This window comes from Polaromonas sp., assembly GCF_043778355.1.
Taxonomy (GTDB): Bacteria; Pseudomonadota; Gammaproteobacteria; order Burkholderiales; family Burkholderiaceae_C; genus Polaromonas.
Window position 1 is genome coordinate 1 of the sequence record NZ_JAYWHI010000117.1, and the last position, 14,370, is coordinate 14,370.

The window sequence follows — 14,370 nt, forward strand, 5'->3', positions numbered from 1 at the left end:
CAATGTGCTTGACCCCAACGTCCACAAGACCGCTGTGGTGGATGAAGTGGTCACCATTGGCGTGGATGGCACCTTCAAGACCGCCAACCCTGCTGTGGCTGGAGTGGTGGTGAATAACACGGCAGGCACCACCACCTACACCCTGGCTACCGATTACACGATTGACCTGCGTACCGGTAAAGGAACTCGCGTGGCCACCGGCACCATCCCGGCTTCGACCGTTGCCACGCCGACCCAGATCAAGGTGAGCTACAGCTACGCCGATGCCACCAAGGTCACGGCCAGCGACATCATTGGCTCAATCGATGCCAGCGGCAAGCGCCTTGGCATGAAGGCATTCCGCGACAGCTACAGCCTGTTTGGCTTCTATCCGAAGATTCTGATCTCTCCGGTTTTTGCCTCGCTGGCCAGCGTCTCGACTGAGTTGATCGCCACGGTCACGTCGATGCGTGCCATCACCTTCATTGATGCGCCCATCGGCGTCACGCCCCAACAGGCCATCACTGGACGTGGCCCGGCTGGCACGATCAACTTCAACACCAGCAGCGACCGCGTTGGCCTGTGCTATCCCTACCTGAAGGCATACGACACGGTGGCCGGAGCCGATGCGCTTTACCCACTCTCGCAATACGCCGCTGGAGCGCAAAGCCGCAAAGACCAAGAAAACGGCTACTGGTGGAGTTTGTCGAACACTGAAGTGCTTGGCATCACCGGGGTGGAGCGTCCGATTGACGCGATGATCAACGACCCGAACTGCGAGGCCAACTTGCTCAACGCGGCGGGCATCATCACCGTGTTCAACAGCTACGGCACCGGCATCCGTGTGTGGGGCAACCGCAGTGCCGCCTTCCCCAGCAACACGCACCCGAAGAACTTCCTGTGCGTGCGCCGTGTGGCCGACATCATTGCCGAGAGCTTGGAGTACTTCACGCTCCAGTACACCGACCGTCCACTGGACAACGCCCTGATCGACGACATCGTCGAGAGCTGCAACCGTTTTATCCGCAAGCTCAAGGCCGATGGCGCGGTGATCGACGGCAAGGCGTGGTACGACCCGGCGCAGAACCCCAGCACCGAGTTGGCAGCAGGGCATCTGACCATTGCCTACGACTTCATGCCGCCCACCCCGGCTGAGCGTGTGTCCTACCAGGCCACGATCAACATCGACTATCTCAACCAGTTGGGCAAGAAGGCGTGATCGGCCTTGTTCATCAATCTTTGAAAGGAGCCTGAAATGGCTGGAAAAATCCAACTCAACACCATCAACAACGCCAACGTCTATATCGATGGCAACTGCCTCCTGGGCCGCGCTGAAGAATTCAAGCTGCCCACCGTCAAGTTCAAGATGTCCGACCACAAGGCCGTGGGCATGGTTGGCGCAATCAAGCTGCCCAGCGGCATCGAAGCTCTGGAAGGCGATATCAAGTGGAACTCGTTTTACCAGGACGTGTGGGGCAAGCTGCTCGACCCGTTCACGTCGGTGCAGTTGCAGGTGCGCGGTAGTCTGGAGACACACACCAGCCAAGGTCGCATTGCGCAGGTGCCCTACGTGGTCTACCTGACCGCCTCGTTCTACGAAGTGCCGATGGGCGACTTCAAGCAGAATGACAAGGCCGAGTTCAGCAGCAAGTTCTACGCGACCTACATCAAGCAGCAGGTCAATGGCCAGGACGTGCTGGAAGTCGATGCGATGGCCAACATCTACAAGGTCAACGGCGTGGACAAGCTCGACCTGTATCGCACCAACATCGGAGGCTGACAAGCCCACTGAGTAGCCACTGCTCTTCAAAAGCCCGCGAAGCCGCACTGGCCCAGCGGGCTTTTTTCATGGGCTAATAAATCAATCCCTTTAATGTCGCCAGCAGGCATAAACCGGGACGATACGGTTTTACCTTGCAACCCTTCTTAAAGGATATGAGCATGACTGCGAAGAACGATTTAACACCCAAGACCGGGAAGCCCAGCGTGGAGCTGGAAGTCCCTCTCAATACGCCGTCCGGTGTGGTCAGCACGATCACGTTTCGCCGTGGCAAAGCCAAGGACATGATGGCCGCGCAACGCATCGAAGCCGACCCTGCCCGTCGTGAGCTGGTGCTCATGACGATGCTGGCCGAAGAAAAACTGACACCTGAAGATTTGGAGGAACTGGACTTAGCCGATTTGGCCGAAGTCCAGGCCGCGTTTCAAAGCCTCTTCCTGCGATCTGCCGGATAGCAAAACGCTGTGGGAAGCGAAGGCGCTGCTGGCTAAGTGGTTCGGGTTCCAGCCATCAGAGATTGATGAGCTGGATTGTCAGGACTTGGAGCAGTGGTGCGAACAGGCTGCGGCACAGATCAAGCAGCGGGCTGAGCAAGCCCGAGTCTGTTAGCCAATGCGGCGTATGGTGCTGGCAAGACTCTGATAAGGACGGCTTTTGAAATAACACCAGTGAGCAACCCGAAAAAACACACACCCAGCGCGATAGCTTGCCAGTCTTGCAAGATGGCAGACGGATTCTCAATGGTCATGCCAGCAAATGCTAGGACGGCTCCGATGATCCAGTGGTATCGGAATGGCAGCCGCTCGGCCATTGCAAGATTTTTATTGTAGGTATCCATGAAAACTCTTTCACTTGGTATCGTCATTTCAGCCCTGGGTTTCGGCGGGGCTGCGGCGTCGCTTGGGTCTGTAAACGACAGAATTTCAAGTATAGGCCGTACCGTCGAAAAACTGAAGGTGCAGCAAAAGAGCGCCCTGACCAGCATGGATCGGGAGTGGGTCTGGGGCGGTGACGCTGTCAAACGCTACGCCACCGAGGTTGAAAAGCTCGACAAGCGCATTCAGACGCTCAGCCAACGCAAGGTGCGGCTGGAGATGCTTGGTACCCAACACTCGCAGAACCGTGCCGACCTGAACCAGCGGTATGGCGACGTGATGGCTGCGGCTGGTATTGGCGCAACGATGGCGGCACCTGGGGTGAAGGCAGCCAAGTTTGAAGACCGGGTCAAGCAGATCAGCATCGTTGGTGAGTTGTACAAACAAAACGGAGCCGAGGGTGCTATGGCCCAGGCGATCCGGGAGGCGGCTGTCAAATACGCCGTCAGCCAGGATCAGGTGGCAGAAGGCATCGAGAGGCTGGTGGCCCAGGGCATGGATGCCAAGTCAGCCCAAAAGTACGCCGGTCTGCTTGCCAAAGTAAACACCGCCACGCGCACCGAAATGGGCGACCTGGCCGAGCTGGTCTACACACTGCAGACAAAGTTCAAGCTGACCAGCGAAGGTGAGGTCATGCAGGCGGTCAATGCCCTGGCCAAGGCAGGCAAGCTAGGCCAGTACGAGCTGAAGCAGATGGCCAAGGGCTTCCCCGAGCTGGGCGGCGCTGCGGCCTCCTTCGGCTCCAAGGGCCTCGACGGCGTGCGCGAGATGGGCATGATGATGCAGGTCATGCGGGCAGGTGCTGGCACCACGGGCGAGGCCGACACCTACATGCGCAACTGGTTCTCACACATGAGCGCCAAGAGCACCCAAGACCATTTCGGCAAGGTCGGCATCAACTTCGAGCGTGAAAAGCTCAAGCTCATGATTGACAAGCGCGTGTCTGCGGTCGAGGCCAGCTTCATGGTGTTTGACGACTACTTGAACCGCGTCACGAATCAAGGCTTTGTTGAGGTGCTGGACAAGAAGGGCAAGGTCAAAGAGCGCATCGACGTGCGTCAGGAGCTGGACAAGGTGATGGACATCGCCAAGAAGGAAGGCTTGCAGGGCCAAGCGCTCCAGGAGCGCGTCAAGTCTTCTGTCGAGCGCATGGGCCTGTCCACTGTGTTGCAGGACATCCAGGCCACCCAAGCCTATCTGGCCTACCGCAACGGCAAGGAAAAGTATGCCGAGGGCCGCAAAGAGCTTGCAAAGGGTGAAACCGACAAGACCATCGCCAACGATTACGCCGAGCAGATGAAGCTGGCCACGATGCAGACCGAATACATGAAGGTGGCCGTGGGCGATCTGATGATTGAGGTCGGCAACCGCTTGGCTCCGGTGTTTGGCAAGGTCGCTGGCGTGGTGGGCTGGTTTGCAGAAAAGCTGTCCTGGCTCATGCAGAAATTCCCAAGAACCACCACGGCGGTGATCACGGTGGTGGGCGCATTGGCTGTGGCCGCTGCCGGGTTCTTTGCTGTGGGTGCCGCGATGGCGGCATTTCGCTTTGCCGGTACCGCCTTGCAACTGATGCCGCTGCTGGGTGGGGGCTTGCGCATGGTGGGTGTGGCCGCTGGATGGCTGGGGACGATCTTGCGCGGTGCATTGGTCATTGGTTTGCGCATGGCTGGGCAGGCATTGCTGTTCATTGGCCGTGCGCTTCTCCTTAATCCGATCGGCTTGGCTGTGACCGTGATCGCTGGTGCCGCCTACCTGATTTATCGCAACTGGGAGCCAATCTCGGCCTGGTTCGGCAAGGTGTGGGGCAAAGTAAAGACTGCGTTCAGTGGCGCGTGGGACTGGTTCAAAGGTCTTCCTGGTCAATTCAGCCGCCTCGGTAGTGAGCTGATCAGCGGACTGGTCGGCGGTATCACTGCGAAGCTGAGCGTCGCCAAAGACACCATCGTCGGCTTTGGCCAGAACATCAAGGGGTGGTTCGCTGACACCTTGGGCATCAAGTCGCCGAGCCGCGTCTTCATGGGCTTTGGCAGCAACATCGGCGAAGGCGCTCAGATCGGCATCATGAAAGGTGTGCCTGGTGTGCAAGGCGCAGTCGGCAAGCTGGCTGGTGTCGCCCTGGCTGGTGCAGTTGCCGCCAGTGGCAGTGCCTTTGCCGGGGTCAAGCAAGCCAGTCAGATGCTCCAGGGCATTCAGGGCGGCGGTGCCGTGCGTTCTCAGACAGCGAGTGCGGCGGGCATGACGATCAACTTCGCCCCGACCATTCATGTCGGTGCCGGTGGTGGCGAAGTGCGTGGCCAGGTCAATGAGGCTATGAAGATGTCTATGCATGATCTGGAACAGATGCTGCGCCGCCTGCAGGCCGACCAACAACGAAGGGCATTCTGATGTCCACCCCCACCTTCGGCGGCTTCGGCTCGGGCGCTGTCGCTCAAGTCATCCAAGACCTGACACGCACACGCGGTGCGGCCTATCAGCATGCCCTGCTGGGCGAGATCGCGCTCGACCTGATCACCTACTTCGAGGGCATGGAATTCAAGTTCGGTGCGGACTACGCCGAGCATGCGCTGATTGAGGGCAAGCCCCGCTTGCAATGGACGGGCGACAAGCTCGATGAGGCGACTTGGAGCCTGGTGTTTCATGCAGGCTTTTGTGACCCAGAGCGCGAGATGCTCAAGCTCAAGCAGGCCGTGGCCAAGCATGAGGCGTTGCCACTGGTGTTCTCCAATGGCGACTACAAGGGCTGGTTTGTGCCCACCGAGGTGACGGTGACCGCCCAGCAGACGATGACGGACGGCACGTTGATCTGGATTGAGGCCAAGCTGACGCTGCGCGAGTACGTGGAGCCCAAGGTGCTGGCCGAGCAAACGCCGCGCAAAGAGCCGGAGGCGGCTGAAAAGCCTGCCGGTAACGGCACCAAGAAAAAGCCCGCCAAAACTGTCAAAAAGACCCCTGCTGCCCGTGCCTCGGGCGCTCCTGTCTGTCGGAACGCGCCATAAGGATAGCCAGTGAAAGCAATTGACTGTATCGAACACATCACCACGGCTGGCGAGCGCTGGGATACGCTGGCCTGGCGCTATTACGGCGACCCGCACGCCTATGGCCGAATCATTGAGTCCAACCCGGCTTTGAACATCGGCACCACGCTCCAGTCGGGCATGGTGGTGTTGATCCCAATCATGCCGCTGGTGGAAGCCCAGCAGGCGCAACAGCTGGTTTCCGAGGACTTGCCGCCGTGGAAACGCTGATCGCCGACCGGGCCGAATCATCCCGCGTCCAACGGGCCGCCGAGACCAGGACGGTGGCCCGCCCGAAGGTGGTGGTGAAGTACGAAAACAAGGACATCACGGCCAACATCACGCCTTCGCTGATTGAGGTGAATTACACCGACTTCATGGAGGGCGAAAGCGACTCGGTAGAGCTGGTACTTGAGGATGTGGAGCGCCGCTGGCAAAACGCCTGGTATCCGCAGCATGGCGACCAGGTCAATGTGCAAATCGGCTACGAGGATGCGCCACTGCTGCCCTGTGGCGAGTTCGAGATCGATGAGGTGGAACTGGACGGCCCGCCTGACGTGGTGCGCATCAAGGCGTTGGCCGCTGGCGTGAAGCGCAGCGTGCGCACCCGCAATGGTCGCGCCTATGAGGACACCACGCTGGCCGATATTGCAGCCACCATCGCTCGGCGTAACAAGATGCAGCTCACGGGAAAGATTGAGCAGATCAAGATCAGCCGTGTCACCCAGGTCTATGAGACCGACCTGACTTTCCTGAAGCGCGTGTCCGAGGATTTTGGCTACAGCTTCTCGGTGCGTGGCAGCAAGCTGTGCTTCTTCAAACGCTCGGCGTTGAAGGAAGCCAAGCCGACCATGCTGATTGACCGCACGGACGTGAGCAGCTACCGCTTCCGGGACAAGGTGCATGGCGTGGTGGCATCGGCCACGGTCAGCTACCACGACCCGCATGCCAAGAGAACCCGCAAGCGCAAGGTCAAGGATGCCGAGGCTAAGACCAACCAGCGCAGCGCCGATGAGCTGAAAATCAACGTGCGGGCCGAAAACGATCAGCAAGCCCGCCTGAAGGCCGATGCTGCGCTTGACCGCGCCAACGAAGACCAGACCGGGGCAAGCCTGACCATGTTCGGCAATGTGAAGCTGATGGCTGGCGTGAATGTGCAACTCACCGGCTTTGGCCGCATGGACGGCAAATACACCATCAGCCAGAGCCGCCACCGCTTCTCGCGCAGCTCTGGCTATTCCACCGAGGTGGAGCTGAAGCGCGTGCGCGATCCAGCACAGGGAGCCAAACAATGAACACAGGCGGCGTGACCTACAAGCAAGGCATCGTGGCCGAGGCAAAGCCGGGCTTTTGCCGGGTGCGGTTTGACGATATCGACGGTCTGGTGAGCGCCTGGCTGCCGGTGATCCACCACAAGACCCAAGACGACAAGGTGATCTGGACGCTGGACATCGGTGAGCACGTGGCCTGCCTGATGGACAGCAATATGGAAGATGGCTGCATCGTGGGTGCGATCTACTCCGAGGCCGACACGCCGCCTGTGGCCAGCGTCGACAAATACCGCATCCAGTTCAAGGATGGCGGCTCCTTTGAATACGACCGCAGCTCAGGTGCCATGAACGTAGTGTGCAAGGGTGTTGCAAACGTCACGACAGAAGGTGCCGCCACGGTGAAGGCACCAAGCATCACACTGGACGCGCCCGAGACCACTTGCACGGGCAAACTGACCGTGCAAGGCTTGCTGACCTACCAGGGCGGCATGGCTGGCTCCGGTGGTGACGGCAGCGCGGCGACCATTCAGGGCAATGTCAACGTCCAGAGCGGCGATGTGACCGCCGACGGGGTGAGCCTCAAGGAGCACATTCATCCCAAAGGCGGCGGCGCGAATACAGGCGCTCCTGTGAAGTAGCCGATTTCTGCGTCTGCTTGCTCACCAGGCCGTTAGGCCGCAGGACAGCCGTAAGCTGGTTCCCCGAAAGCGGCAATTGGCGCAGCCACCAAAACTAAAGCCTTTTACTCGCCGCTTTAGCGGCCCGAGGCGACCATACACAACATGGTCACCTCAGACATCAACAACCTCCCCAATCGCTTTTTCCAGCCTGCGCTGTCAAGCCGGGTGGGCGGCCACGCCTCGAGCTTGGCCAGCGACCGCATGGGCGAACTGGTGACGGACATCCAGGATCTGGATCAGTGCATCCGCATCATTCTGACCACACCCAAAGGCAGCGATCCGCACCGCCCTCTATTTGGCAGCAACCTGCACCTCTACATCGACTACCCCGTGAACAGCGCCCGTCCGCACATCGTGCGCGAGGCGGTCAATGCGCTGCGTGAGTGGGAGCCGCGTATTGAGGTGGTGAAGGTCGCCGTGAGCCTGGTGGACGTGGCTGCACTGGCCTGCGTGGTGGAGTGGAAGTTTGCCGCTGGCGTGGCCGCAGAAGCCTTTGTTACCAACCTCGCGCTTGGAGTGGCTAAATGAGCCTGCTTGATCGCCTGCTACCAGAGCCGGATTTTGTCGTGCGTGACCCGCAAGGGGTAACGCAACAGATGGTCAGTCAATACGAAGCGCTGACCGGCAAGACGCTGTACCCCGCCCAAGTCGAGCGCATCCTGGTGGACGTGATCGCCTACCGTGAGAGCTTGATGCGGGAGGCTGTGCAGGATGCGGCCAAACTCAATCTGGTGCGATACAGCCGCGCTCCGATCTTGGACTACCTGGGCGAGAACATCGGCGTGGGCCGACTGGATGCTGTCAAGGCCCGCACCACGCTTCGCTTTACCTTTAACCCAGCACCCGTCAGCGCCACGCTGCTGCCCCAGGGCACGGTGGTCGAGGGCGGCGAGATTTCGTTTGAGTGCCTGGCACAAAACACGGTACCGCCTGGAGCGCTCAGCATCGACGTTGAGGCCGCTTGCACGCAGGCTGGTGTCAATGGCAATGGCTTTGTCCCAGGGCAGATCAAAACCTTGTCCAGCTCGCTGCCCGGCTTGTCGGTGGACACGGTGCAAAACATCACCACCTCTGCCGGTGGTGCCGAAGAGGAAGACGATGAGCATCTGAAAGAGCGCATCGTGCTGGCCCCTGAACAATTCAGCAACGCGGGTTCGGTCGGGGCATACCGTTTTTATGCGCTCTCGGCGCACCAGGACATCATCGACGTGGCCGTGGTGTCGCCCACGCCTGGCGTGGTGAATCTCCATCCGCTGGTGAAGACTGGCCTTCCCAGCGCCGCCGTCAAGGCCGCTGTGCTGGCCGCCTGCAATGCTGACCGCGTGCGCCCCTTGACCGACCAGGTCAACGTGCTTGACCCGGTGATCGTGGATTACGCCATTACGGCCCAGCTCACCCTGTTCAGCACGGCTGATGCGGCGCTGGCTCAGAGTGAGGCGGAAAAGGCAGCTGTTGCCTACCGTGACCGCCAGCAGGCCCGCCTTGGTCAGGACATTGTGCGCACCCAGATCATTGAAGTGCTTCACAGCTATGGGGTGTATTCAGTGGCGTTGCCCCAGCCTGCCGCTGACCAGGTGCTTTCCGATCACAGCTGGCCACGCTGCACAGCCATCACGATCACCGTGGCCGGAACGGCGCAGGGGTAAGGTATGGCCGAATTCATTGAGCCGTCACTCCTGGTGCCCGCCCTTCGCAATGACTTGAACATGCGAGCGCTGGAAACGCTGGCGGCCAGGCTGTCGGCACTCGATTTAGCTCCCACGGTGTTGTATGACTTCGACAACGTCGAAGCATCCGCGCTGACTCACCTGGCCGAGCAATTCAACGTCCTGGGCGATGCGGGCTGGGATATGGCCGGCGCAGGGGCCAACCCCGAGGCCAAGAAGCGTGCGCTGCTCAAAGAGGCCATCGCGTTGCATCGAATCAAGGGCACGCCCTATGCCGTGAAACGCTCGCTGGAGCTGCTCGGGGTCAATGCCACCGTGATCGAGTGGTTTCAGACCGCACCACAAGGTGTGCCTCACACCTTCATCCTGGATGCCCAGGTGACCGACCAGCCAGCAGGCGCACCGGCCATCGACGCGGCCAGGATTGACCAGATCAAGCGGGCGGTGACCTTCTGGAAGCCCGCTCGCAGCCACTTCACCCTGCGGGTAGGTCTGGGCATGAGCACCAGCCTGCGCATGGCCTCGGTGTTCTCGGGCACGCAGTGCCTGGCAACCGAGGGAGCCATGTTGCCGCTCGACGTGGCGGCCACCACAGGCTTACGCACCGCAAGCCTGTTTAGCGGTGCCCAGCTGCTGATCGGCAGCGGAATCATTCAATGACCCTATTTCCAACTATCGGGAACAACCCATGAGCGTAGCCCTTCAATTCAAACTCACGCAAACCGGCCAGGCTGCGGTCTGGAATGCCAGCAACACCGGCACCTCGCTGAACCTGACCCACATCCAATTCGGCAGTGGCAACCGGGCACCCAGCGGCACCGAAACGGCGCTGCTCAGTCCGCAGCAGGCCGTGGCCATCGCGGCAGGCTTCTCGGTGTCTTCCACCCAGATTCGGATGTCGGCGATCTTCAGCGGCAACCAGAACTATGTCGTCCGCGAGGTCGGCGTGTGGGCGGGCGATCCTGAGGTGGTTGGCTCCAAGCTGGTGGGCTACTGGTCACAGGCGGCGGGCGATCTAGCCATGAAGTCGCCCGGCGTGGACTTCATCTTCAGCCACGATATGACGCTAGATGCGGCGGTGCCTGCGGGCAGCTTGACTATCCTGGCCGACAACGCCCAAAGCGCCATGTTGGCCATGATCACGGCGCATGAGGCAAAAGCAGACCCGCACCCGCAATACACCACCAATGCCGAAGTCAATGCACTGATTGAGGCGCGGGTGGGTGACTATGTGACCTCGACCAACGTGGGCAACGCCTACACCGTGGCGCTCGACCCTGTGGTGACCGCGTACACAAACAAAACGGCCTTTGCGTACAAGGCTTCGGCGGCCAACACGGGTGCAACGACCCTGGACGCAGGCGGCGGCGCAAAAGCGCTGGTGCGCGAGGATGGCACGCCCATGGTGGCCGGTGACATCTCTGCAGGTGCGGTCGTGACCGTGGTTTTTGACGCTACCACCGACTCGTTCCGGGTGACCGAGATGGTCGCCTCTCAGGTCAATGCCGTGATCACGGCACATGAGGCGAAGACAGACCCCCACCCGGGGTATGCAAAGCTCGGTAACACCGCTGGCCTTGCACTGGGCGCAGCGGGCTCTGCGGGAGTGGCTGCCACAGCGGCCCGTTCAGATCATGTGCACCCTCGGCCAACTGTTGCTGATATCGGCATTGCAGCGTTCAACAAAGCCGACAGCACGAGCGTCGCCTTCACAAAAACCGGCTCATCCACCGCCTCCCTCAAGGCCGGTACAGAAATCGTCGTAGCAGGCACGCTGGTGCGATTTGTGGCAGCCACGCCCATCTCGATGCCAATACTCACTGCGGGCACAGACTACGCCATCTATGCGTGCGCAGACGGCACCGTGCGAGCCGATGCCAGCTTTACAGCGCCATCAGGCTATACAACGGCCAACAGCCGGAAAATCGGCGGCTTTCACTACGCGCCCGGCGGTAATGCCACCGCGCAAGCTGGCGGCGATGCCGCGCCAGCCATCAACGCCTACAGCTTTTGGGACCTGAGATTTAGCCCAGCTTGCCCTGATCCACGCGGCATGACGCTGGTAGCCAACTCATTTTGGTCCGATATTTACTTGTTGGGCGTAGAGCACATCGTCAACGGCACGTCCAAGTACAACGTGGTCCTCGTGGGCGGCGGAACCCCAAAGGTTCCGGTAGCGTTCGGCGGCAACGGCAGCAATTACTACACCGGCAACAATTGGTGGACGGCCAACGAAGTGTTGCGGGCATACGGCAAGCGATCACCGACCTATGACGAATTTTCCGCACTCGCTTACGGCACGACCGAAGCCGCGTCCTGCGGCGGCGACCAGGTCGCGACCTCTGGCGTGAACAACCCGAACGCGACAAGTGCATGGAACGTATTCACCTCGCGCTGGGGCGTCATCCAGGCCACCGGCTGCTTATGGGTGCGCAGCGCGGAGTTCGGCGGCGGAACGGCATCTAGCGCCCAGGCGGGTACTGACGGGCGGGGCTCCACGGAGTATCTCGAAAACAGCATCTGTCTGGGTGGCTACTGGGGCCATGCGTCTAACTCCGGCTCACGCGCCTCGACCGGGTTCTATGCGCCCTCGATCTCGAACGTCCGCATTGGTGCGCGAGGCATTGCGTCGCATTACGTCGCCGATTAACCACCATCACCTAGAAAACCGCCATGGAATTTTCGACCATCAACACGCGCGAAGACCTCGCGGCTATCGCTGGGACACCCGAGCACGACGCCTTCATGACCATGTTGTCAGGAACGTTGTGGCGTTTCGAGAAAAACGACACGACACAAGCCTGGGTGGCCATCGCGGACGACAGCACCATCAAGCGCTTTGGCCTAAGCCGCACCGACTTCCCCGGTGCCGTGCCACCCGAGCCGCCGGTCTACATCCCGCCGCCCTCGCTGGCCGAGCGCGTGGCCGATGCGCTGGTGGTGATCGAGCAGTTTCACGCTGAAACCGTCCAGAAGCTGGTCGGCAACCCGACCCAGGTCGAAAAAGACACCTGGGCATTAAAGCTGGAAGCAGCCGGCGCCATCACCCAAAAGACCACGGTCAGCGCCGCTGGCCAAGCGTTCCTCGCTGGGGCCGGTATGACCACGGATGCCGCCAAGTCCGCCTGGGCCGCCTCGGTGCTGGCTAAGGCGACTGCGTATGCCCAGGTAGTTGGATTGGCCGAAAGGCTGCGGGATACGGCCCGCACGGCGGTCAAGGCGGCGACCGATGAGGCCACGCTCAAGGCATCCCTAGATGCGCAACGCGCTGCCGCTGATGCTGCGGTGGCCAGCCTGTTGAAAGGCACCTGAACCAAGAAAAGAAACGGCGACTGGCAAGGGTGCATCAACACCCTTGCCAGCCCCAAACCTGCTGATTGCGCAGCAAGCCCGGCAAGGCACGCCCCACCTGTACAGGCGTGTTAAGCCTATCAGATTTTTACTAAGTGAAAGAGGCTTGCAATAATGTTCAAACAAGATAAACCTAAAAGTTTTCTCGCCTGGGTTGGCGGGAAGAGCCAACTGACCGACCGCATCATTCCGCTGCTGCCGCCCCACCATTGCTATTGCGAGGTGTTTGCTGGTGCCGCGTGGATGCTCTTCCGCAAGGAAGAGAGCAAGGTCGAGATCATCAACGACATCAACTCCGACCTGGTCACGCTGTACCGGGTGGTGAAGAACCACTTGGAAGAGTTCGTCCGCACCCTGAAGTGGCTGTTGGTCGCCCGTGAGGAGTTCGACCGCTTCATGATGCAGGAGCCGTCCACGTTGACGGATATCCAGCGCTCGGTGCGCTTCTTCTACATCATGAAGACCGGCTACGGTGCCCGCCTGAAGAGCCCCAGCTTCGGCATCGCGGCCAGCGCCCCGAGTCGGTTCAACCTATTGCGGATTGAAGAGGAACTGTCTGCAGCCCACCTGCGCCTGAACCGTGTCTACATCGAAAACAAGCCCTTCCAGACAGTGATCGACCGCTTCGACAAGCCTGATACGGTCTTCTACGTTGACCCGCCTTATTGGGGCTGTGAGAACTACTACGGCAATGGGGTTTTCAGCCGGGAGGACTTCACCGTCCTTCGTGACCGCCTGGCGAGCCTCAAGGGCAAATTCGTCATGAGCATCAATGACGTGCCGGAGATCAGGGAGCTGTTCAAGGACTTCATCATCCGCGAGGTGCCCACCAAGTATTCGATGGCCAAAGATGGGGTGAAGCCAGTCACCGAGCTGCTGATCTTTAACTATGAGCCGCCGAAGGTGTGATGGTGGCTAAAGACGCAACCGCCTGCGTATTTGGAAAGCTGCCCGCGAGGCGGCTTTCTGTGAGAATACCTTGCAGCCAGTGAAAATATCCGAAGCGGCGTTTATCGCGTCAAAGTGCGCTCAAATATCGCGCCGCGCTTCACAACGGGGCTACAGTGGTCTGGCCATCACGCAGTAAACCTTCCACGATCACCATGAGCTCTTCACGCCGCAGCTTTGTCATTCATTCCCTCAGCGCCACTGGCGCACTGGTCGTCAGCGGTCTGGCCCTGTCCCAAACAGCAGCCCCCGCGCTGGTCAAGGACACGGACGCAAACGCCGTCGCGCTCGGTTACAAGACCGACGGCAGCAAGACCGATGTCAAAAAATACCCCAAGTACGCGGCCGGGCAAAACTGTGCCAACTGCGCGCTGTACCAGGCCAAGGCCAGCGACGCGACGGGCCCTTGCCCGCTGTTTGCGGGCAAAGTGGTGGCGGCCAAGGCCTGGTGCAGTGCCTGGGCAAAAAAGGCCGCTTGACCCCTGCCAGCGGAGCAGCACGTTTGCTGGAGGCAGCCGATGTCTCGCGCGTCATCGAAATGGCGTGGGAGGACCGCACCCCTTTTGAGGCGATAGAGCGGCAGTTCGGACTAAACGAGTCAGCGGTCATTGCCCTGATGCGTCGCGAGTTGCAACATCGCTCCTTCCGCATGTGGCGCATCCGGGTCAGGGCGCGGGCCACCAAACACGCGGCTTTGAGCCCGGGCACGCTCAGGCACAGGGCCAGCCACACGCGCCAGGCCTGAAGCCTGCCGCATGGCGGCTGCCCTGCATGCCAGAATCGTCACATGCCTGATGCTTCAGCT

18 protein-coding genes are annotated in these 14,370 nt (G+C 60.4%); 17 read left to right on the forward strand and 1 reads right to left on the reverse strand.

Translation table 11 applies throughout. The features are described from left to right. The 4 genes from ACH2CW_RS17240 to ACH2CW_RS17255 all read left to right on the forward strand — a co-directional run. The coding region (locus ACH2CW_RS17240) for a phage tail sheath family protein (RefSeq protein WP_395060390.1) at window positions 1-1,198 on the forward strand (1,198 nt) is incomplete at its 5' end. A 36-nt stretch (window positions 1,199-1,234) separates the two neighbouring features. Beyond that, window positions 1,235-1,759, forward strand: a complete 525-nt coding sequence (locus tag ACH2CW_RS17245; protein ID WP_395060392.1) for a phage major tail tube protein — start codon at window positions 1,235-1,237, stop codon at window positions 1,757-1,759. Window positions 1,760-1,920: 161 nt separating this feature from the next. Beyond that, entirely contained in the window at window positions 1,921-2,214 is a 294-nt protein-coding gene (locus ACH2CW_RS17250) for a phage tail assembly protein (RefSeq protein ID WP_395060394.1), read from the forward strand. A 70-nt stretch (window positions 2,215-2,284) separates the two neighbouring features. After that, window positions 2,285-2,368, forward strand: coding sequence for a hypothetical protein (locus tag ACH2CW_RS17255; RefSeq protein ID WP_395060469.1), 84 nt, complete (start codon window positions 2,285-2,287; stop codon window positions 2,366-2,368). On the opposite strand, the gene ACH2CW_RS17260 is transcribed toward ACH2CW_RS17255, so the two are convergent. Continuing rightward, window positions 2,334-2,597: a hypothetical protein gene (locus tag ACH2CW_RS17260; protein WP_395060396.1), complete on the reverse strand. Its 264-nt coding sequence runs from the start codon at window positions 2,595-2,597 to the stop codon at window positions 2,334-2,336. The genes ACH2CW_RS17255 and ACH2CW_RS17260 overlap by 35 nt on opposite strands. Here ACH2CW_RS17260 and ACH2CW_RS17265 point away from each other — a divergent pair. From ACH2CW_RS17265 to ACH2CW_RS17325, 13 genes are all read left to right on the forward strand, one after another. Beyond that, complete coding sequence (locus ACH2CW_RS17265; protein WP_395060398.1) at window positions 2,596-5,019, forward strand: phage tail tape measure protein; 2,424 nt, start codon at window positions 2,596-2,598, stop codon at window positions 5,017-5,019. The two genes, ACH2CW_RS17260 and ACH2CW_RS17265, sit on opposite strands and share 2 nt — an antisense overlap. Continuing rightward, a complete protein-coding gene (locus ACH2CW_RS17270) occupies window positions 5,019-5,630 on the forward strand; it encodes a phage tail protein (protein WP_395060400.1) in 612 nt (203 codons plus the stop codon). Before ACH2CW_RS17265 ends, ACH2CW_RS17270 begins: the two co-directional genes overlap by 1 nt. 9 nt (window positions 5,631-5,639) lie before the next feature. Next, window positions 5,640-5,879 (forward strand): tail protein X, encoded by a 240-nt coding sequence (locus ACH2CW_RS17275; RefSeq protein WP_395060402.1) that lies wholly within the window; start codon window positions 5,640-5,642, stop codon window positions 5,877-5,879. Further along, a complete protein-coding gene (locus ACH2CW_RS17280; RefSeq protein ID WP_395060404.1) occupies window positions 5,867-6,943 on the forward strand; it encodes a phage late control D family protein in 1,077 nt (358 codons plus the stop codon). Before ACH2CW_RS17275 ends, ACH2CW_RS17280 begins: the two co-directional genes overlap by 13 nt. Further along, entirely contained in the window at window positions 6,940-7,557 is a 618-nt protein-coding gene (locus tag ACH2CW_RS17285; RefSeq protein ID WP_395060406.1) for a phage baseplate assembly protein V, read from the forward strand. The genes ACH2CW_RS17280 and ACH2CW_RS17285 overlap by 4 nt, the downstream gene beginning before the upstream one ends. Before the next feature lie 144 nt (window positions 7,558-7,701). After that, window positions 7,702-8,127, forward strand: a complete 426-nt coding sequence (locus tag ACH2CW_RS17290; protein WP_395060408.1) for a GPW/gp25 family protein — start codon at window positions 7,702-7,704, stop codon at window positions 8,125-8,127. Beyond that, window positions 8,124-9,245 (forward strand): baseplate J/gp47 family protein, encoded by a 1,122-nt coding sequence (locus ACH2CW_RS17295; RefSeq protein WP_395060410.1) that lies wholly within the window; start codon window positions 8,124-8,126, stop codon window positions 9,243-9,245. Before ACH2CW_RS17290 ends, ACH2CW_RS17295 begins: the two co-directional genes overlap by 4 nt. A gap of 3 nt (window positions 9,246-9,248) precedes the next feature. After that, window positions 9,249-9,926 carry a phage tail protein I gene (locus ACH2CW_RS17300; protein WP_395060412.1) on the forward strand — a complete coding sequence of 226 codons (678 nt, stop codon included), beginning with the start codon at window positions 9,249-9,251 and terminating at the stop codon, window positions 9,924-9,926. 28 nt (window positions 9,927-9,954) lie between these two features. Then, entirely contained in the window at window positions 9,955-11,916 is a 1,962-nt protein-coding gene (locus ACH2CW_RS17305; protein ID WP_395060414.1) for a hypothetical protein, read from the forward strand. Between the two features lie 23 nt (window positions 11,917-11,939). After that, window positions 11,940-12,578, forward strand: a complete 639-nt coding sequence (locus ACH2CW_RS17310) for a hypothetical protein (RefSeq protein WP_395060416.1) — start codon at window positions 11,940-11,942, stop codon at window positions 12,576-12,578. A gap of 153 nt (window positions 12,579-12,731) precedes the next feature. After that, complete coding sequence (locus ACH2CW_RS17315) at window positions 12,732-13,526, forward strand: DNA adenine methylase (protein ID WP_395060418.1); 795 nt, start codon at window positions 12,732-12,734, stop codon at window positions 13,524-13,526. 194 nt (window positions 13,527-13,720) lie between these two features. Beyond that, on the forward strand, window positions 13,721-14,044 hold the full coding sequence (locus ACH2CW_RS17320) for a high-potential iron-sulfur protein (RefSeq protein ID WP_395060420.1): 324 nt from the start codon (window positions 13,721-13,723) through the stop codon (window positions 14,042-14,044). Then, on the forward strand, window positions 14,041-14,310 hold the full coding sequence (locus tag ACH2CW_RS17325) for a TIGR03643 family protein (RefSeq protein WP_395060422.1): 270 nt from the start codon (window positions 14,041-14,043) through the stop codon (window positions 14,308-14,310). The genes ACH2CW_RS17320 and ACH2CW_RS17325 overlap by 4 nt, the downstream gene beginning before the upstream one ends. Window positions 14,311-14,370: the final 60 nt, after the last annotated feature.